This is a genomic window from Aliinostoc sp. HNIBRCY26 (genome assembly GCF_050235535.1).
In the GTDB taxonomy this organism is placed as follows: domain Bacteria; phylum Cyanobacteriota; class Cyanobacteriia; order Cyanobacteriales; family Nostocaceae; genus Trichormus.
This window is the reverse complement of the sequence record NZ_CP189852.1, coordinates 6,451,556-6,472,377: the sequence shown is the minus strand read 5'-3', so window position 1 is coordinate 6,472,377 and position 20,822 is coordinate 6,451,556. Positions and strand designations below refer to the sequence as shown.

Below are 20,822 nucleotides of genomic sequence, written 5' to 3'. Positions count from 1 at the left end.
TTGCTAACCCAGGGGGAAAGGCTAGCCAAACCCGCTAGCAGTTACGAACAACAGCCGCACCCTAATCATCGCGGCTTCCCGAAAAAAACCGTTGTCCTAATTTCTCAATCTTCTCATTGGAGGAAACCCAAATGTCTCATTTTAGCACTCTTCGCACCAAAATCACCGATGCCGAAATTTTGAAAGCTTCCTTGCGCGACCTGGGTATCAGCGTAAAAACAGAAGCTGATGTACGCGGTTATAACGGTCAGCGCGTTCGTTCCGACATCGTTGCAGTATTGGAAGGCGAATATGACTTAGGTTGGTCTCGCAACAGCGATGGTTCTTTTGACCTCATCGCTGACCTGTGGGGTGTTGCTAAGAAGCACAACCAAACCGAGTTAATCAACTCTATCAACCAAAAATACGCTGTTAACAAAACCTTGGCAGAAGTAAAACAGCGCGGTTTGCAAAACGCAAATGTGAAATTAGTATTGCAATAACAATTTCTCTGCGCGTTCCCAAAGCTGCACGGGTTAACCAAGTTATAGCGGTTAGCCCGCTTTTTTATGGGGTTGGGTGAATTCCCAGCTTATGTTTTTGCTAAATTGGCTTGAACTTGATTAATATGACAGCAGCAGAGTTATGATCATCAATTATGACAGTGTTTACTATTGGCCACTCGAACCATTCAATTGAAACTTTTATTAATCTTTTGCAACAATATGGAGTTACTGCTATAGCAGATGTGCGTTCTAGTCCCTATAGTCGTAGGTTTCCGCAATTTAACCAAGTTCCTTTAAAAGAAGCACTTAGAACTGCCAATATTGCATATGTTTACCTTGGTGATAATCTCGGTGCGCGCCCTAAAGACCAAAGTTGTTATGCACAAGGTATGGCACGCTATGATTTAATTGCCGCTACAGCATCTTTTGCTGAGGGGTTGAATCGTATTATCCAAGGGGCTAAAAAATATCAAATTAGTTTAATGTGTGCTGAACAAGATCCCATTATTTGTCATAGAGCTATTTTAATTTGCCCACATTTACAAAAAATTGGGTTAAAAATTCAGCATATTCGGAAAAATGGAGAACTAGAAACACACCAAATTTTAGAAGAAAGATTACTAAGACTACATAATTTGGATAAATTACTACCTCTTTCTATAGAATCAGATCATGAAAGAAACTGTAGTAAACAACTTTCTCTCTTTGATATGAATCTTTATGAAAGTAATTCTCAACAGATTAATCAAATTTCTCCATCCATTCCGCTTGAGGGATTACTAGATAAAGCATATCAACTACAAGCAGAAAAAATAGCATATGTAGAAGATAAATACACAGAGAAAGATCAAATTCATGAACAAGCAAGTTAATTTATTCACTATTGGATTTACACAAAAAAAAGCAGAACAGTTCTTTGAAATACTCCTGCAAGCTGGGGTTAAGCGCGTTATTGATACTAGGCTTAATAATGCTTCACAACTTGCTGGTTTTACCAAAAAACAAGATTTAGAGTATTTTCTTAAGAAGATTGGAGAAATTGAGTACATCCACAATCTAGATTTAGCTCCGACTAAAGATATTTTAGAAGAATACAAAAAAAAACGCATAAACTGGGTAACATACGAAGAGAGGTTTAAGGAACTCATTACCAAGAGACAGATCGAGAGGAAAGTGTCTCCAGCCCTTCTAAGTGAAGCTTGTTTGTTGTGTAGTGAAGCAAAGCCACATAATTGTCATCGTCGATTAGTGGCTGAATATCTGCAAAGTAAACTAGACACGGCTATCAACATTAATCACCTCTAAAACAAATATCAGTCAAAACTATAGAACATAGGTTCAAAATGTTTAGCTTTGAGATAGTATGCCTTGCAAAATCTATTAAGTATGGTGGAATTTGTATAGCTGGTATTAAAACTGATGGTTCAGGGTGGCTACGTCCAGTTTCTAATAGACAAGATGGTACTCTTTATCCAGAGCATTACACTTTAGAAGATGGTAGAGAACCTGAACTTTTTGATATTATTAGGATTCCATGTCTTAGAGCATATCCTAAATGCCACCAACCTGAAAATTGGTTGATAGATACTAGTAAAGATTGGGAAATACTAGAGAATTTGACTTTAGATCATGCTCGAAGTTTGCTAAATCCAGAAATTCAAAGACATTCGCATTCCCCAGAACTTCTAGGCAGTTTGGATAAAGAAATTTGCTATGAAAACTTAGAGAGATCATCTGCTCAATCCTCATTAGCATTAATCAAACCAGAATCGATTCTGTGGCAAGTGAAGATAAATTTATATAATGAAAAAAAATTCAGATGTCTTTTCTTTTTATGTGGAACTTCTTATGACTTACCAATTACAGATCCTATATGGGTAAATAAGCTGAGTTCTTTGGAAGAAGGAATATATTCTTGTGAAGAGGTTATAGAAAACTTAGAATTGTGCAACTTTGAGCGGGATCAATTCAGGCTAACTATTAGCTTAAGTGAACCATTCATACCTTCTGGGCAAGAAAAAAAATTTTGCTATAAGTTAGTTGCAGCAGTTATAAATGTTGCAGATGTCAAGTACCGTTTAGGATGGAAATAAAAGTTAACATATATCTCAACTTGAAGAACAGATTATAAATAAAAACTTGGCATTATTTTCTATCAATTAACCAACCTAGTTGTGTGAGTTATCTGCATATCGGAATTTGATTCGATGTATAAAAAAATCGAAGTATATGTAGTATCGATTTTATCAGCGTTCATCTACGATTATTTTTTTTAATCTAATACACCACAAGAACTATATATTTGCACTATTTTAGCCTTGCCACGCCAATAGGGTGTATTAGCAGCGAGAGTACAGCACCTACCACCAAGGCTTCTGGCGCGTTACGGTTTACGCCTAGAACTCTCCTCTATCCCAATGCACTATTTTAGCCTTTCCACCCCAGTAGCCTCTGTACTTCTGGAATTATAAAATAATGTAAAAATTTTTACTAGTTTTTTGATAATTAGAGCTTAAAACATTTATTGTATACATGAAATTTGACTATGAATACAAAACAAATTACGGAATTTTCTCTGCAAGACGGGACAAAATTTTTGGCGGAGGTCGATGAACCAGAAGATAGCAACTCCTTGGTGCGTGTTGCTAGAGCAGATACAGGACAAATGGTTATTGAGGCGAAAAAGAAATTTGATGATGTACTAGAGCAAATACAACCTATAGCCTCAGCAATTATCACTAAACTGAGTCAGCTAAATACACCGGCTGATGAGGTGGAGGTGAAGTTTGGGATTAAGTTAAATGCTGCTGCGGGTGCGATTTTTACTTCTGTAGGTGGTGAAGCTAACTACGAAATCACCTTGAAATGGAAGCAAGACAAGGTTGGGTAATACCAATTCGCAATTCGCAATTCGCAATTCGCAATGGACTAACGTCCCGCTACGCTAACGCAATTAAAAAACTTAGATGCAGCAAAGCTTTTAGGATTTACATCTGTATCAGGATTTTTGTGAAATGGTGTAAGAGATGGTGGTGAGTACAGAAAATTATATTCAATCTTTGAGGTCAGCGATCGCCCGCATTTTTCATACTCACGGTGCGGTGGTTGGGGCAGGTTTTTTAGTCTCTGGACGTAGTGGCAATTATATGATGACTTGCGCTCATGTTGTGGCTGCGGCTTTGTCTCTATCAGAGGATACAATTGCAGTTCCTAGTGACGATATCTATTTAGATTTTCCTCTGATTGCACCAGGAGAAAAATTCCCGGCTCAAGTTATTTTCTGGAGAGAAGTCGGTAATGTATCCGCCTGTGAAGATGTTGCGGGACTACGAATAAAAGCGCAGTTACCGCCAGGAAGCCAAGCCATTAAACTCATCCCCACAGATAATATGTGGGGACACAGTTTCCGTACTTTCGGTTTTCCTCAAGGACACAATGATGGCGTTTGGGGGACGGGTTTGTTGCGAGACAGCCAAGGAAAAGGATGGGTACAAATCGAAGATAGTAAGGTGACTGGTTACAGAGTAGAACTTGGCTTTAGTGGTGCGCCGATATGGGATGAAAACCTGGGTAGGGTGGTGGGAATGGTGGTAGCAGCAGAGAAAAAGCGCGTAGATATCAAAACGGCTTTTATGATTCCCACGGATATCTTAATGCAAGCTTGGGATGAAATTACCCCATCTGTATTGTCAAATGCAGGTATCCAGACTCATACCAGCCGAGTACAACAACTGAAAATCAAAACTTTGCAACAACGTTTTGAGGCTCTTAGCAGTGACTATGAAGCAGCTTATAACCAACTTAACTATACACTCAGCGCAGGCGATCGCAATCTCATCCAACGTCAAATTAACACTATCTTACTAGACTTGGAGCAAGTGCAAAGCGAACTTGATGCGATCAGTCTTTAATTTACTACCTCAATGCTATGACAAATTCTGCCGATTTACGTAGGAAGCATCTACAGCAACTAATAGCCCATTTAATAACGGAAATTGAAATCATCAGTCAACAAATATTGCAAACTCTAGATGATGTTGCAAAAAATAAATTGCAAAGACAACTAGATGATAAATTTCAAGAACTAGAAACAGCAGAATCTGAGTTAAAACAACTAAATCCAGAATCCGGTGAAGAAGTTGACCTAGATAAAATTCCCTTTACTAATCGTGATGCCGCAATTAGGGAAATTACCGCCCTGAATTCTCCTCCCTACCGCTTAGTTATCGCCCCTGAAGGCTACGGAAAGACAGAATTTCTCAAACAAATTCAAAAGCGATTTCAAGAACTACAATGGTGTTGTGCTTATGCTGCTATATCTAGTTATGACAGTATTACAGAGTTAGAAAAAAGATTAGCGATCGCACTCCAATTGACTTCTCCATCTGGACATGAATTGAATTCTGGCGATCGGTTAGATTTATTATTACGTAAAGCCTGGTCTAAATGGCAATTACAAGATAAAGATAAAAAAGGTATTGTACTGTTAATTGATTTAGATGGTAGCCCTCCTAGTAAACAACGTTTAAACGAAATCTTTCATGATTTAAAAGAATTTGCTTGGAGAATTCAAGAATCTCTCAAAGAATTACAGTTCTTTAAAGATAATTCTCGCAGGCTGCGAGTTGTGATTGCGGCTCGTTGTTTGACTGATATTCCTTTAGAGCGAATTTTTGCTAAATTACCACTTTCTCCTTTTAACTGGGAAGTCATTCAAGATACAGCCACAAAATATCTCAAACCAATTGAAATGACCTCAGAAAGTATTGCACTGTTAGCCAGTCACTTACTATATTTAACTGGTGGTCATCCAGGCGGAATTGCTGAAGCATTAAAAGTTTATCGCAGTGGTGGTTACACAGTTAATTGGTTTTTAAATAGTTATGGTCATCAATTATGGGAAAAAATTCTCAAAAAATGTAGAGACCAGATTAGAGAAAGTTTGACCAGAGAAAATAGTCATTTATATGAATCAATTGAAAAATTAAGTATATTTCCTATTCTCAATAGCACCTGGATATTAAAGGAGGCTATTAATAGATTTCAGCTACCTTTTATTGATGATAGTTTTAAATTAAATACAGAATTAACTAAAACATCTATTTTTACTCGTGATAAAACAGTCATCAAAGATGGGATGACACGACGATTACTAGTAATTGGACTGCTAAAAGAAAGCTCTCCTGAACAGTTTCAGCAGATGTGTTGTCAAGGTGCTGATATCTGCTGGGAATATATCCATCAGTTAAAAGCTAAAAATGATTCTGCAAATGCGGGTATTTGGTCGATGCAATATTTTTTTCAAAAGCTTCAGCAACACGCCGGCTTTATTAACTATGGAAATAATAGTCTGGCTTATAGACAAGAACTGCACACAAATTTCTTTGCAGAAACTGTTGAGGAAACTATTAGCATATTTCACAACACAGACAGAGAGCAAAATCATGAGTTTCTGTCAACCCTGAAGTCTGAAATTGAACAGGATTGGGAATTTCAATTTATCGTCAATTACTATCTGCACAAAGATGAATATAACGACATACCCTATAAAAATTTAATTCAAAAAATAGATGAAGCGATTGAAAATAACTAATTAAGGAGTTGATCATGTCTGGACTAGATAAATTAGAATTTGTTGGTCGTGAAGAACAACTCAGGCGCATTATTTCCCTGGTACAAGCTGTTGAGAAACAACATATAATTTTAGTGGAAGGTAGGGGCGGTATTGGGAAAACTTGGTTACTCCATGAATTAAAATCTCGCCTACATCAATGTGACATTGGCACAAGTGAAATCATAGATTGCGATATTCCTGTTTTTAAGGATGCAGGAGATTTATGCACGCAAATTGCCAAACAATTATACGATAACACCTATCAAGAATGGTTACTCCGGTTAAGACAACTACGGGAAGATGAAAACCGTCTGAGTAAAATCGCCTATGAACAGGAACGCCAACACCTAGAAAAATTCTTAGTCGATGCTATTAACCGCAAATCCCAACAACAGAAAATTGTATTTCTCGTTGATACAATTGAAAAATTAGGACAACCAGAAACTAGAGAAGATGCTTGGAAATATATTAGTGATTTGTGTCAGCAATTAGACAACGCCGTATTTATTTTAGCTGGTCGTCCTAGTATTGCCCATCAAATTTTAGCAATTAATTCACCTACAGATAATTTCACCTATTTAGAATTAAATGAATTTACCCATGAGGATGTGCAAACATACATTGTTTCTAAAGAAGAACAGTTACATTTTACGCTTGAAGAAGACTTGGTAAAAAAGATTGTTATGCTTTCGGGTGGCAGTCCCATTATGATTGAATTTGGCGTAGAGTATGCTTATCGCCAAGTTATTCCAGATTGGTTAGAAACGGAAGATGTGGAAACTATCCCCAGTAGGTTGCAAAAAACTGGTGGATTTGAAGCCGAAATGGTGCGACATATTACACAATTGCGGACATCAATGGATAGACTGACTCTCATGCTATCCAGGATTCACCCATTAAATAGTTATGACATTGCTAACTTATTAGAATTATCTCAAGAAGAAGCTGAAAGATTATTTATTGATGCCCAAAGTTATTTTTTTATTAAACCAGTCATGGGTGGTTCTCAAATATCATTACATGATATTGTCCGAGATTTAGTAAATAAATATGTCTGGCCGGATATTGACCCTGATAGAGAGTGGAGAAAACGCGATAGTCGGCTTGCGGCTAAATATTTTGAGCAGCAAGATTATGAATTAGGCCCCCAAAAAAGAACATTAGAGATGCAACGAATCTCTGATCATTCTCAGCAAACAGCTAATCTGGATTTCTTAATTGAAGAAATTAAACAACTGCGAGAAGTTAAGACTAGACAATGGTTGTGGAATGCTTTATACGCCAATCCCCAAACAGGATTTGACACTTGGTATACAGTAACTGATAGGATACGCAGTCAATCTAAGAAGTTTAGTTTGGTGAATCAGTTATTAGCGATCGCCAAAGAATTTGAAGCGGAATTACATCCCGAACACAGAATTAAATTGATGATTTTTGAGTCACGCATTGTTCATGCGTTGCAAGATAAAAATGCCACAAAAAATGAAGTAAAAAAGTTAGAGTTGATGCTAGCTCAACAACCTGATAATTCTGTGCATCAAGCAGATATTTGTAATGTTTTGGGGATGTTAAATGCTAAATTACATCTCTATAATGATGCTTTGAAATATCAGGAAAAGTGTTTATCTCTGGTTATAGATAGAAAATTATCAGCCGTAGTTCCCAATGTGGCTAACCAAGTTGGTTATCTACATCGTCAACTGAATAATTATCAAGCCGCCGAGGAATTTTACAAACTCGGTTGGGATGCAGCAATGGAAATTGAATCTCCCAATAAAGGTTTAACTCAAGTCATGGCTAGTATTCAAAATAACTTGGGATATCTCTACGGAATCCAAAAAAATTACATCAAAGCAGAACAGTGTTTTAAAGCTGCTATTGATATGTGGACGAGTGTAGAGACGGAACGAGAAATTGCTAATGCTGAAATCGCCTCTGCTACTATTTGGCGGAATGAGGGGAATTATTTAAAAGCTCAACACCTACTAGAACGCGCCTTAAGTCGTTGTGACAGCGAAGAAAACGATAATCGGCTTTTGTGTAGAGGATACTTTCAATTAGGTTTAAATCAATGGTTTAGTGCTGAGGTAGAAAACCCAGCAATTTGGGATGTAACTCAGGTAAAGTGGGATATAAACTTGCTGATTTTAGCTCAAGATGCTTTAGAAAAAAGCCTCAAACTAGCCGAGAAATACGGTATTGAAGAAGAATTACCAGGAATTTTACATCAAACTGCTAGTGTCTATTGGCATCTAGGGTTTCAAAACAGCGATCGCACCCTACAAGCACAAGCTCTCAAACTCAACGATCGCTCCTACAACACCAGTTTAGAATACAATGATATTCGCTACGCCATCGATAGTCTAGTTGGTAAAGCAGAATTCGATTATTATGCCACAACCTATGAGAAGATTGCTGATTATGCCCAAGAATTAGGCGATCGCTTCCCATCCTATGAAAATATTCATGGACTATATTTTGGTCGAATATTACGCATAGAAGGTGATGTCGCCTTTCAACAAACAAACTACGACATTGCTTTTAGTAAATATGCTCAAGGTATACCTAAAATCTTTGCGGATGGAGGCTTCGGCCCCTATTCAATTCAACATGAATTAAATCTACTTCAAAATAAAATCGCAAGCCTACCCATTGAACTTGCTAAAACTCTCATCCAGCAACTTAAATCCCAATGGCAAGATATTAAAGCACTTAAAGAATGGTGCGATCAACAAATGTTTCTCACTAGAATCCGTGCAACAAAACAGCCATCTTCTCATGCTTAGTCAAACACTCGAACCACCCAAAATTTTAGTTTCTCTTGATACTAACAACACAGCAACTGGACAATGCGACTGTGATGGCGGAGACTGTGCTTGTGATTTATCCCCTGTAGTAGCATTGCCATCTGAAATCAAATCATCTCCAGCAATGTTTGATAAATTCGTGAGAGTTCCCAACTCACAAATCATGAATTTAGATGATAGTTATTCTATCTGTTACGGTAGTCATCATCAATTAGCAGTTCTAAATAAATCAGCCTTAAATTTATTAGCAAATTTTACAAATCCTCATAACCTAAAAGACATCGCTCTAGATTATCCTGACATTGAATTTATAACCTTACAGCAAGCTATCCAAAAATTATCTCAAGCCCGTTTAATTATCCCTGAAAATTACTCATGGCAACTCAACGAAATCCCTGATACTTTAACAGCATGGTTACATATCACTGACCGTTGTAACTTAAGGTGTGACTACTGTTATCTGCCTCATTTACCAACAGATATGTCACCCGATATAGGCAAAGCCGCCATAGAGTCTACATTTCGCTCTGCCACTTTAAATAATTACCGTCGCGTCAGACTCAAATATGCAGGCGGAGAAGCATTACTATGTCCTACTTTGATTCAACATCTCCACTTATACGCTCAATATCTCAGCCAAGAAACAGATATTGCCTTAGATGGGATTGTCCTCAGCAACGGCACATTAATTACACCTGAAATTGTTGAAATGCTGCAAAAATTAAATCTGCGGCTGATGATTTCACTAGATGGATTATCCCACTTCCACGACAGTCAACGCTGTTATGCAAGTGGTAAAGGTTCATTTTCAGATGTTGAACGAGGGATTAAAACTGCGTTGCAAAATGGTTTAACTCCAGATATTTCCGTCACAGTTAGTGGCAGAAATGCAGCCGGATTACCAGCTTTAATGGCATGGATATTAGAATATAATTTACCCTTTAGTTTAAATTTTTATCGGGAAAACGAACTCTCAGCTAATTACCAAGACTTGCACTTAGAAGAGTCTCAAATTATTGAGGGAATGTTAGCAGCATTCAAAGTGATTGAATCGCAATTACCCCATCGGAGTTTACTAGGTTCATTAATTGACCGCGCCAACTTATCATCACCACATAAACGTACTTGTGGAGTAGGACAAAGCTATCTCGTATTTAATGACAAAGGACAGATTGCCAAATGCCAAATGCAACTACATAAAACTGTATCTTCAATTGACAATCCAGACCCTTTAAATGTCATCCGACAAGATAAAGCCGGTATTCAGAATTTATCTGTTGAAGAAAAAGAAGGTTGTCGTACCTGTGAATGGAAATATTGGTGTACAGGTGGTTGTCCTTTAGCAACATTTAAAGCTACAGGTCGTTATGATATTCAATCCCCTAATTGCAATATTTACAAAGCGTTATATCCTGAAGCCGTGCGGCTAGAAGGCTTACGCTTGATCAAATATAGCTAAGGGGGGAAGTAATGAGTGCTGAGTGCTGTTAGCGGTAGCGCGGCGTTTAGCCGGTGCTGAGTAATGAGTAATGAGTAATGAGTAATGAGTAGTGACTAATGACTATTGACTAATGACTATTGACTGTTGACTAATGACTATTGACTACCCAAAATACAACCGCTACGTGGGGGAAGTGTTAATGACAGGTTTTCATTATGCCAGTTAAACTCAGGTTTGCCGTATAACAATTTTTGGGGTTGAGTCTGTAAATTGGTGACATCTACATCAGCTTGCACTGCTGCTGTACCGACATTCACCGCAATAATTAGTTCCTCTTGTCCTAACTTACGGGCGAAAATATACAATGTTCCTTGGGCGGAAATGACTTGATATTCACCTGTACGTAAGGCTGGGTAACTGTGACGTAAAGCAATTAATTGGCGATGAGTTTGGTAAATTTCTCTATCCCAGCTAGCTTCTAAGGGAAAACCACGGCGAGAGTCGGGATCTAGTTTTCCTGGTAAACCTACTTCATCCCCATAATAGATACTCGGCGCGCCGGGAAAGGTTAGTAGTAGGAGGGTGGCTAACTCTACGCTGTCTTTATCTCCACCGGCGATACTAATTAATCTGGCTGTGTCGTGGCTAGCGAGTAAATTGAGTTGAGTAAGGTGAATTTCCCAAGGGTAAAGTTGCAATAGTTCTTCAATTTTAGCGGCGTACTCAGCTGCAAATAGCGGCGGGTGCGGTTGATAGTCACGACCTTGGACTTGTTCTAAGACTACGCGATCGCCTGCCGTAAAAGCAATGGTCGGCCCGGCAAATAAATAGTTCATTACGCCGTCAAATTGTGTCCCATCTAGCCACTCGCGGGAATCTCCCCACACTTCCCCCACAATATAAGCTTCGGGGTTAATGGCTTTAACGCGATCGCGAAATTCTTGCCAAAAACCAGGAGTCTTAATTTCAAAGGGAACATCCAACCGCCAGCCGTCAATACCGAATTTAATCCAGTATTCAGCAATCTCCATGATATATTCCCGTACTTCTGGGTTATCGTGGTTAAGTACCGGTAAAGCGCGGTTATTTGCCCAACCCACATAATTAGCGGGTAATTCACCAGTGTACGGCGCAAGTGGCCAGCCTTCAATTTTGAACCAATTTAACCAAGGTGAATAAGGGCCATTTTCCAAAATGTCATGAAAAAAGAAAAATCCTCGACTAGCGTGATTAAATACTCCATCGAGAACAACTTTAATATTTCTTTGGTGGGCTGCATCTAGTAATTCTTTAAAAGCCGAATTCCCCCCTAACATGGGGTCTACTTGATAGTAATCATGGGTGTGATAGCGGTGATTACTAGCTGATTGAAATATAGGAGTGAAATAAATGGCATTAATGCCTAAATCCTCAATGTAATCCAATTGTTCCATAATGCCCCATAAATCACCACCCTTGTAACCTTGCAGTGTGGGCATAGCCTCCCAATCTTCCCAAGAAGCATTTTGCAGTAAGCGTTTGCGAGTTTGTTTACTTCTGGCGAATCTATCGGGGAAAATTTGGTAGAAAACCGCGTGCTTTACCCAATCTGGTGTTTGAATTTGCATGATTGTTGAGTGGTAGTTCAGTAGTCATTTTGACTTTAAACTAAATATTTGTGGTTCTCACTTCTGATAGAAAAATTTTAGTAGTCAATAGTCAATAGTCAACAGTCAATAGTCATTACTCAGCACCGGCTAAACGCCGCGCTACCGCTAACAGCACTCATTATTCATTACTCATTACTCCTTGTCTCCCCTGCCCCCTGCCCCCTGCCCCATCCCCAAAATTCAGTTTTGCCAAAATTCTTTTCCGATAATCTTTGATCCCCCCCTTACCAGAGGCTACATACAGTCCTAAACTGTAGGTGGGAATCAAAAGGCAGTCGGGAGACATCTTGTGAAAAAAGTATTAGCAATTATCCTTGGAGGTGGTGCGGGTACTCGCCTGTACCCCCTCACCAAACTACGTGCTAAACCCGCAGTACCAGTAGCAGGGAAATACCGCCTGATAGATATCCCTGTTAGTAACTGCATTAATTCAGAAATTTTTAAAATCTACGTACTCACGCAATTTAACTCAGCGTCTCTTAACCGTCACATTGCCCGCACTTATAATTTTAGCGGCTTTAGTGAGGGTTTTGTGGAAGTGTTGGCTGCCCAGCAAACACCAGAAAACCCGAACTGGTTTCAGGGAACAGCCGATGCTGTGCGCCAGTATATATGGTTGTTGGAAGAATGGGATGTGGATGAGTACCTGATCTTATCAGGGGATCACCTCTACCGCATGGACTACCGTCTATTTGTCCAACGCCATCGGGAAACCAACGCGGATATTACCCTTTCGGTAATCCCCATAGACGATCGCCGTGCCTCAGATTTTGGTTTAATGAAAATTGACCAATCTGGGCGGGTAGTTGATTTTAGCGAGAAACCCAAAGGCGACGCTTTAGCGCAGATGCAGGTTGATACCACTGTTTTGGGCTTGACTCCCGAACAAGCAGCCCTACAGCCCTACATCGCCTCAATGGGGATTTACGTATTTAAAAAAGATGTTTTGATCAAACTTTTGAAAGAATCTTTAGAACGGACTGATTTTGGTAAGGAAATTATTCCTGATGCTGCCAAAGATCACAATGTTCAAGCTTATTTATTCGATGGCTACTGGGAAGACATCGGAACGATAGAAGCCTTTTATAATGCCAATTTAGCCCTCACACAGCAGCCATTACCACCCTTTAGTTTCTACGACGAAGAAGCCCCCATTTACACCCGTCCTCGTTACTTGCCACCCACAAAATTGTTAGATTGTCAAGTAACAGAATCAATTATTGGTGAAGGCTGCATTTTGAAAAACTGCCGCATTCAACACTCAGTTTTAGGAGTGCGATCGCGGGTAGAATCTGGCTGTATCATCGAAGAATCTCTACTGATGGGTGCTGACTTCTATCAACCTTCTGTAGAACGTCAATGCAGCATAGATAAAGGCGATATCCCCGTTGGTATTGGCCCAGATACCATCATTCGCCGCGCCATCATCGACAAAAACGCCCGCATCGGTCACGATGTCAAAATCATCAATAAAGACAACGTGCAGGAAGCTAACCGCGAAAGTCAAGGTTTTTACATCCGTAGCGGAATTGTAGTTGTCTTGAAAAATGCCGTAATTCCCGATGGCATGATTATTTAGTCATTAGTCAGTAGGGGCGGGTTCTGTGAGAGATTGACGTTATCAAACAGATATTTTGGTTAAACCCGCCCGTACATTAGTCATTAGTTAAGATTTTGACTATGAACCGTTGACTGTTAACTATGGACTCTTGACTAAATGACTAAACTACAGTTGCTAATTGGTCTTCCTGGTAGTGGTAAGTCAACTTTGGCACAAAAATTAATCACAGAATGCCCCCAGATGCAACTGATTTCTACAGATGCCATCAGGGGGCAATTATTTGGCGCAGAATCAATTCAAGGGTCTTGGTTGCTAATATGGCGGGAAATTGAACAACAATTACAACAGGCGATCGCGAAAGAAAGAGATGTTATATTTGATGCCACTAATGCCCAAAGATCCCATCGTCGGGAAATCATTACTCTTGCTCATGATATGGGCTTTACCTACATTAGAGGAATATGGGTGCAAACTCCAGTTTGGCTATGTTTAGCACGTAACAAAAAACGTCTTCGCCAAGTTCCAGAAGAAGTAATCTTACGAATGCACCGCCAACTGCGTGATGCACCCCCTAGTTTAGCAGAAGGGCTAAGTGAGATTGTTAAACTATGGGTGTAGGGAATGGGGAATTGGGCATTGGGAAAAAGGAGACAAGGTAGAAGTAATGAGTCATGAGTCATGACTGTTGACTATTGACTATTGACTATTGACTATTGACTATTGACCAAAAGGTACTAAATTATGAGCCGAATTAATCCTTATACACTGCAAATGCAGATTACGCGGATGTTTGAGCAAGGACAATCATTCTTTGCAATTACTAAAGTCCAAGAATGGTTGAAGGAACGTAATCAAAATCCTTTAGATTACGATATTCTATTCCATCAAAAACCTGCTCCTCCTGGTTCAAAGGAAGTGATGGTGGTGGAAATTGAGTTACGCCGCAAGGATGGACAACCTGTAGATCCTTGGTTACAAGAACAAGCTAACCTACACGCTTGAGCTTATATCCCCAACGAAGGAAAGTTTTATAGTTGGGGGCTTACGCCGATTTTGCTAAACAATGGTTTAATTGTTGGGATATATATTCACCAACCACGGCTTCTGAGCATTTTGTCTGCCACCAATTCAAAGATTTTTGGTGCATTTCTTCCATATATTTTGGGTCAGAGAGCAAATTTTCTAGTATTTTGTCTAGATGTCGCCAATCTTTTATTTGAATAGCAGGAGAACCGTCGTAAAACCACCGTGGAGGTAAGGCTTCTGTGATAACTATACAACCATATTTGATAGCTTCAAAAAATCGATATGTCTCAAAGGAAGTTCCTCTAGGGGCAAGACATATTTTTGTATTCATCATTTTCTGATTATAGCTAATAGACTCTGCACTGCCATTGCTACTACCGAAAGCTTCTGTAACTGAAACTTCTACTGTGCAATTTGGTTTTTTACCCTTAAATTTACTTAAAGCTTCTAGCATATTTTGTCGAGAAATAGTTTTTGGAGTTCTCAACCAAAATTGCATTGACCATATTGGATACTTAGTGTGTAATACACTCCCTGCAAAATAAATATCATAAAGACGATCTTGTATATTTTTTAGTGGTAGTTCTTCTGAATTATAGTAACCCAAAGGAATGTCAAAAATTGGACTAATCTTTCCATTCTTAGATATCAATTTCGTCAACTTATAAAACTCATAATTTATTATTTGAGGTAAACGAATAGCAAAGTTTTTCAGGAATTTAATTGTAGTTAATATGTTGAGATAAGAAGGATTAAGTAAGGGATTACATCCAAGTATTGGCTTTATACCGTAGCATTTAAAAATAGCACCTACCTTATGTGTATAACGTGGAATATGGCACGACTCATCTCCTATTATGAAAACAACAACATTGTCTCCATATGATGGTAAATCATGGATTTCTGTCATTGTTACGTAAAATGTAATACCTGTTTTTTGTAAGTTTTTTTCTACTACCTGAAGGACTTTACCAAAATAAGCAACAAAGCCGCAATTATCCGGATTAGGATCATAAATATCCCAGGAAATTAATTCTTCTTCTTGCTTAAGGTAAATATAGTAATTGTTAGCAAATATTTTATTGGTTTGCATTATGAGATATCTTACAGCAACGTCAGTAAGTGGAATGAAGTAGAAATATTTACTTTTTAAGAGTTTATCATTGCTTATACTCAGATGAGTGAGACTTTAATAATAAAATTAACTTATAGTTCAAGATATGCGACAAAATGAATTAACCATGTAGACATTAGAATCTAGTTATAAAGCCGAGATTAATTAGGCAATGTTATGTCTTTGTCAGGACTTGGTTTTGTGAGCAAATGATATCTAGCTGTTACTTGATGAAATGTTTCACCAAGACTAAATTGAATTGATTCATTTTATTTTTGCGTAGAATTTAATAGTAAATGAATCTAGTCTTAAGCAAATTATCTACCCCAATTGACCTGACTTATTTAACCGTGCTGTCATACCTGTATTTCCCTGTAAGCCGCCTGTATGGATTAAAAGCAGGCGATCGCCTACAAAACACCCTTTTTGTATCATATCTATCACGCCATAAAACATTTTCGCGGTATATACGTAATCTATGGGTATACCGTGGGTGCGGGTAAACTCGTCACTGAATGAGAACAGCTCATCATTAACCTTGGCATAACCTCCAAAATGGTAATCGCAGACTAATTCCCATGATGCGGGGGTGGTGGATGGGATGGGAAGACCAGAGACGTGGTATTGTGTTAGTAAGTTGGTGATGTCTTGTCTAAGAAAGTCACCATTTTTTAATACAGGAAAACCAAGCGATCGCTGTTTTGGTTTTAAAGCTAAAGTTAATCCCGCCAAGGTTGTCGCTGTTCCACAAGCTACACAAACCGTATCAAATCTTGCAGTAACTTCAGAAAGTATTTCTGTACATCCGCGCACACCATCAAGGTTACAGCCGCCTTCAGGAATGATGAATACTTCGCCAAAACGCTGACGTAAGCGTTGTTGTAGTTCTGGGGTATGGCGTTGGCGGTAAGTTTCTCGGTCAATGTACACTAACTGCATTCCTTGTTCAACAGCAAAACTTAAAGTGGGGTTGAGGGGTAGTCTTTCTTCACCACGAATCACGCCGATAGTGCGAAAACCTAACAGATTTCCAGCAGCAGCAGTGGCGTAGATGTGGTTAGAATAAGCCCCACCAAAAGTCAGAATTGTGGTGTAATTTTGTGCGTTAGCTGTTAACAGGTTGTATTTTAATTTGAACCACTTATTACCATTTACCAACGGGTGCATTAAATCCAGGCGTAGTACAGATAGTTCCACTCCAGCACGAGTAAAAATTTCGCTGTTAATTTTTTGCGTCGGCGGTTGAATTAGGTTCAAAGTCATTAGTCATTAGTCATTAGTCATTAGGGACTTCCAGATAAAAAAATATCCAAACTGTAGGGTGCGTCAGTATGAATAATCTCTTGGTATAGTTAGGTTTTCTCGCACTGACGCACCCTACTAAGCTGTTTATTTGGGATAATTTATTTTTTGGTGTTCCCTTAGTCATTAGTCAACAGTCATTAGTCAACAGTCCATACTCATTACTCATTACTCATTACTCATTACTCACAACTCACAACTCAGCACTCATTACTCAGCACTCAACACTCATTACTAAGCAATGCTCCCGCGTTTTCTCGCTTCTTTGTAAGAAGTACCGACATTTTTCAAGCCAGCTTTAATCATTTGTTTCTCTAACAACGCAAAGAAACGACTACGATCGCCACCTCTAACTACAGCTTGATTATGGGCTTCTGCGATCGCTACTGGATAACCATAGCCTTTTTGTACTTGTGCTAGCATCAACCCCAAAGCTTGGTTAAGCATATCTGTATTTTCTGCTACCCATGACGGAATTTCTATCCTCGCTATTTCTGTCCCGACATGAACATAACAAAAATAGATAGTTTGATCCCCGTACAATTCTAGAATACGGTTATTGCTACGCCACAAAGGCCCCCGTTGCCCTGGTTTTAGTTGCGTTGTCCATAAAGCAGTGTCGCGCAGAGGTTCAAAAACTTTACAAGGGACTTTTTCTAACTGATTAGGACAGTAACTGACACAATCTGGTGCAGGATGGGGACAAGCCAACAACCGTAAAAAATTCACCCCTTCCACATTCCGAGAAGCACTCAAATAACCCATCAAAGGAATCTGTACATCCCGCATTTGCTGCCAAGCTTCCAGAATCGGAGGTAAGATGCGATCGCGTGCATCAGTCGGTAATTGTTCCAAAAACCAGTAAATTAATGAACCATCTACCATTGCGAGGGTAGGGATTGGGGATTGGGGACTGGGGACTGGGTATTGGGGATTGGGGATTGAGGATTGGGGATTGGGAAATTGAGAATTAGATTTTTCTTCCCCTGCCATGCCTGCTTCCCCTGCTCCCCTGCCCCCTGCCCCCCTGCCTCTTGCCCCCCACGCACTCCCCAGTCCCTTCGCCAACTCCGCCAACACCATCGCTTCCGATGCAGTGCGGCGATAACTCATCCAATCCTCAGTTTTAATTCCCCATTGTCGGGACATATATAAATCTTCTGGGCGGTAAAATACCTCTGGTAAACTATCCATAATCGGATAGCGATTTTGTCCGTAGTGAAGGACTACCCGACCGATATTTAAGAGATAACAGTAAGCTATTTCGTGATGGTTAGGGGCGATTTGTGAACCATCAGTAGCAATAACAGTGTGTACCTTGGGAGGGGTGGGAATATCTATGCAAGTATTTAACGGCTCAAGGGGTGTAGCACTAGCAAAGAGAATGCGATCGCGCCATTTTTCCTGGAGTGCAATCACCTCTTGTTGAGACTCAATCGCTTTTTGAAAATGCTGTTGTGCCAACTCTAACCGTTGACGACTAGCCACAGCCTCTTGGGAAAGATGCTGACTTAAACCCTGCATTTGTCGCGCTAATTTCGTTAAATCAAGCATAGGAGTTGTGAGTGATGAGTGCTGAGTTGTGTTGGCGGTAGCGCGGCGTTTAGCCGGTGCTGAGTAGTGAGTTGGGAAATAAATTCTACCTTGTCTACCTTGTCTACCTTATCTACCTTGTACCCAATCCCCAGTCCCCAGTCCCCAATCTAGATCCACCCAGCAAAATCCTTAGCAAATTGAGACAGGGATAGTAGTTTAATTCCTTGATTGTTTTGGGCAGCTTTTCTTTCTGGTTGGGTATTATAACCCCAATCGGCGAGGAAAAGCTTGACCTGTTTTAAGTCTGTTTGTTGTTGAACTAACTCTAAGGTTTTGAGTCTATCTTCAATAAACCATAAGTTATCAGGTTGTATATCAACTGCTGTCATTAATTCGCGTAAAGTTTCGTATTTGGGACGCTTCACTTCTTTGCCGAAAATCGCGCTGGGTGGTAACTCTACACCTTCCCGTTGCAATAACTGCTGTATAAATCGTCCTTCTTTGGTAGAAACAATATATACATTCACCTGAGTGGCGATCGCTAATTTCAGTCTTTCTATCACCCCAGGATAAAATCTATGTAGACTCAGCCAGCCATCTAAGTCTGTAGCTATCCATTCATCCCGCAGGCTATCTAATTTAATTGCAACTTCTTTTGCCAGTAGCTTGTCAGCTAACAAAATCTGTGGAGTGATGTTTGTCCATTCCTGAAGAATCTTGTCTTCGGACACATCATCAATCAACGCTTTGATTAAAACTGGCATTTCCCAACCCGTTTCAATCACAGGTCGGAGACGATAGAATCTCAAAGCTAAATCATCCGGCGGTGTATCGTTAGCAGGCGACCAAATTTGACAGTAAGCGCGCCACGCTACCTCAAAATATTCAATAAGTCCATCACAAATCACACCATCAAAGTCTAAAGCTAAAATTTTTGGACTGCTTGCTGTCATGGTTCTGAGGGGTAAAACTGCTGTTGTCAGCTTAACTAATTACAATGAATATTTTCTGTAGTTAGATGTATCAATCAGTAAAAGTTGGAAATCAGAAGAACCTTTCCCCCATGCTTCCCCTGATTCCCAAAGCGATTGTATATTTTTTACTTAGAAGTCCCTTACCTTCCTCAATCCCACGCCAGATGCTACAGTCTGCAAGCCGCAAGAGCGCAAGCTTATGACTGAAAAGAAGAAAGCAGAATGCCAATCAGCGAACCTAAGAGTAAGACTAAGCTGCTGATAGAACTGACACCAAAACCAATAACCCGCTTCTTAGGAGCTTGATAATATCCCCAAGCGTATGCGATTCTTCCTATCAACCAAACTACACCAATTCCTGTTCCCCAAGATGGACTAACGTAAACAGAAAATAACCATAACCCAGGTAAAAATAACACTAACTGTTCTAGGGTGTTTTGTTGGACTCGCAGCACTCTTTCAAAGTTTGGATTTCCCGTCATTTGAGGAGCAGGTACATTGTACTTGACTCTATATCTACTGACATTAATTGTTAAACCCAAGTACAACAGCAGTGCTAAAGCAGTGATCAGACTAACTAAAGGTGACATATAACAATCCCAACAAATCAAAAAATTGATACTAATTCACAATGGAAGTTATCCATTGCGAATTGGTTTAATAAGATAGTTGCCATCTACGTTTCATCCAGAAACCCGTTGCACCAACAGCAATAATTCCTGCTATTGTTCCAGGTTCAGGAATAGAAGCCGAACCAATAGTGGCTTTACCTGTACCAGTAGTTTGAACACACTGACTCGACGGTGGACAAATTCTCACAACTTCTGATTCAATTTGTCCCAGAAAAATAGAGGTATTTAGAGGACTTGTAACTCTCCATCGCACTTGAAAAAACGTCTGTATTCCCGCAAAAGGAGAAGAACCACTGACTATTCCTTGACCTGTCACATCAGCTATTAAATCTTTTCCATCAACCCTATATGAACCTGTCTCAAAAGGAGCAATAGGAACAGATGGTAGTCCCAAAGCCTTCAAAAGTGGAAAATCAAGTAAAAAGTTGAGATTAAAAGTAGTTTGTTTAGTGTCAGTGTCAAAGGTAACTACACTGGGTAAATTTGGATTTTGGCTGGCAGAAATTACCCCTGTAGGGATTTCTCTTCCACCAATTGGTAAATTAACTGAATCAAAAGTGCCATGAAAATCAGAAAAAGTCTGTTTAATAGTAGCGGCTGACGCAGATTTAGACAGTACAGCAAATACTAAAGTTACTGAAGCAAGACAGCAAATAGTTTTTCTGGCGGACATATTAACCT

General features: G+C 39.5%; 19 protein-coding genes. 12 read left to right on the top strand and 7 right to left on the bottom strand.

Translation table 11 applies throughout. The features are described 5' to 3' along the window. Window positions 1–131: 131 nt before the first annotated feature. From ACQFX9_RS27285 to ACQFX9_RS27245, 9 genes are all read left to right on the top strand, one after another. Window positions 132–482: a DUF1257 domain-containing protein gene (locus tag ACQFX9_RS27285; protein ID WP_015136553.1), complete on the top strand. Its 351-nt coding sequence runs from the start codon at window positions 132–134 to the stop codon at window positions 480–482. 155 nt (window positions 483–637) lie between these two features. Continuing rightward, window positions 638–1,357: a DUF488 family protein gene (locus ACQFX9_RS27280; RefSeq protein WP_427159669.1), complete on the top strand. Its 720-nt coding sequence runs from the start codon at window positions 638–640 to the stop codon at window positions 1,355–1,357. Continuing rightward, entirely contained in the window at window positions 1,341–1,790 is a 450-nt protein-coding gene (locus tag ACQFX9_RS27275) for a DUF488 family protein (protein WP_427159668.1), read from the top strand. Before ACQFX9_RS27280 ends, ACQFX9_RS27275 begins: the two co-directional genes overlap by 17 nt. Window positions 1,791–1,828: 38 nt before the next feature. Then, window positions 1,829–2,578 carry a dual OB domain-containing protein gene (locus tag ACQFX9_RS27270; protein ID WP_427159667.1) on the top strand — a complete coding sequence of 250 codons (750 nt, stop codon included), beginning with the start codon at window positions 1,829–1,831 and terminating at the stop codon, window positions 2,576–2,578. Window positions 2,579–3,030: 452 nt separating this feature from the next. Continuing rightward, window positions 3,031–3,375: a CU044_2847 family protein gene (locus ACQFX9_RS27265; RefSeq protein WP_427159666.1), complete on the top strand. Its 345-nt coding sequence runs from the start codon at window positions 3,031–3,033 to the stop codon at window positions 3,373–3,375. A gap of 142 nt (window positions 3,376–3,517) precedes the next feature. Next, complete coding sequence (locus ACQFX9_RS27260) at window positions 3,518–4,396, top strand: trypsin-like peptidase domain-containing protein (RefSeq protein WP_427159665.1); 879 nt, start codon at window positions 3,518–3,520, stop codon at window positions 4,394–4,396. Window positions 4,397–4,413: 17 nt separating this feature from the next. After that, on the top strand, window positions 4,414–6,078 hold the full coding sequence (locus ACQFX9_RS27255; protein ID WP_427159664.1) for a hypothetical protein: 1,665 nt from the start codon (window positions 4,414–4,416) through the stop codon (window positions 6,076–6,078). A 14-nt stretch (window positions 6,079–6,092) separates the two neighbouring features. Continuing rightward, entirely contained in the window at window positions 6,093–8,885 is a 2,793-nt protein-coding gene (locus ACQFX9_RS27250) for a tetratricopeptide repeat protein (RefSeq protein WP_427159663.1), read from the top strand. Further along, window positions 8,878–10,365: a radical SAM protein gene (locus ACQFX9_RS27245; RefSeq protein WP_427159662.1), complete on the top strand. Its 1,488-nt coding sequence runs from the start codon at window positions 8,878–8,880 to the stop codon at window positions 10,363–10,365. The genes ACQFX9_RS27250 and ACQFX9_RS27245 overlap by 8 nt, the downstream gene beginning before the upstream one ends. A 137-nt stretch (window positions 10,366–10,502) precedes the next feature. Here the strand turns inward: ACQFX9_RS27245 and ACQFX9_RS27240 are convergent, their stop codons facing one another. Continuing rightward, window positions 10,503–11,954 carry a glycoside hydrolase family 13 protein gene (locus ACQFX9_RS27240; RefSeq protein ID WP_427159661.1) on the bottom strand — a complete coding sequence of 484 codons (1,452 nt, stop codon included), beginning with the start codon at window positions 11,952–11,954 and terminating at the stop codon, window positions 10,503–10,505. Between the two features lie 331 nt (window positions 11,955–12,285). Between ACQFX9_RS27240 and ACQFX9_RS27235 the strand changes: the two genes are divergently transcribed. The 3 genes from ACQFX9_RS27235 (at window position 12,286) to ACQFX9_RS27225 (ending at window position 14,559) form a co-directional block, all read left to right on the top strand. Then, complete coding sequence (locus ACQFX9_RS27235) at window positions 12,286–13,575, top strand: glucose-1-phosphate adenylyltransferase (protein WP_427159660.1); 1,290 nt, start codon at window positions 12,286–12,288, stop codon at window positions 13,573–13,575. A gap of 138 nt (window positions 13,576–13,713) precedes the next feature. Beyond that, a complete protein-coding gene (locus tag ACQFX9_RS27230) occupies window positions 13,714–14,175 on the top strand; it encodes an AAA family ATPase (RefSeq protein WP_427159659.1) in 462 nt (153 codons plus the stop codon). Window positions 14,176–14,298: 123 nt separating this feature from the next. After that, complete coding sequence (locus ACQFX9_RS27225) at window positions 14,299–14,559, top strand: hypothetical protein (RefSeq protein ID WP_103137098.1); 261 nt, start codon at window positions 14,299–14,301, stop codon at window positions 14,557–14,559. A gap of 40 nt (window positions 14,560–14,599) precedes the next feature. Here the strand turns inward: ACQFX9_RS27225 and ACQFX9_RS27220 are convergent, their stop codons facing one another. From ACQFX9_RS27220 to ACQFX9_RS27195, 6 genes are all read right to left on the bottom strand, one after another. Then, a complete protein-coding gene (locus ACQFX9_RS27220) occupies window positions 14,600–15,676 on the bottom strand; it encodes a glycosyltransferase family 1 protein (protein ID WP_427159658.1) in 1,077 nt (358 codons plus the stop codon). A 342-nt stretch (window positions 15,677–16,018) separates the two neighbouring features. Further along, window positions 16,019–16,960 carry a 1-aminocyclopropane-1-carboxylate deaminase/D-cysteine desulfhydrase gene (locus tag ACQFX9_RS27215; protein WP_427159657.1) on the bottom strand — a complete coding sequence of 314 codons (942 nt, stop codon included), beginning with the start codon at window positions 16,958–16,960 and terminating at the stop codon, window positions 16,019–16,021. 273 nt (window positions 16,961–17,233) lie between these two features. Then, window positions 17,234–18,553, bottom strand: coding sequence for a DNA double-strand break repair nuclease NurA (locus ACQFX9_RS27210; protein WP_427159656.1), 1,320 nt, complete (start codon window positions 18,551–18,553; stop codon window positions 17,234–17,236). A gap of 149 nt (window positions 18,554–18,702) precedes the next feature. Further along, window positions 18,703–19,488, bottom strand: coding sequence for an HAD family hydrolase (locus ACQFX9_RS27205; protein WP_427159655.1), 786 nt, complete (start codon window positions 19,486–19,488; stop codon window positions 18,703–18,705). 218 nt (window positions 19,489–19,706) lie between these two features. Beyond that, complete coding sequence (locus ACQFX9_RS27200; protein ID WP_427159654.1) at window positions 19,707–20,099, bottom strand: MAPEG family protein; 393 nt, start codon at window positions 20,097–20,099, stop codon at window positions 19,707–19,709. Between the two features lie 67 nt (window positions 20,100–20,166). Next, the gene (locus ACQFX9_RS27195) at window positions 20,167–20,814 is read right to left on the bottom strand and encodes a PEP-CTERM sorting domain-containing protein (protein ID WP_427159653.1); all 648 of its coding nucleotides are present in this window, start codon (window positions 20,812–20,814) and stop codon (window positions 20,167–20,169) included. Window positions 20,815–20,822: the final 8 nt, after the last annotated feature.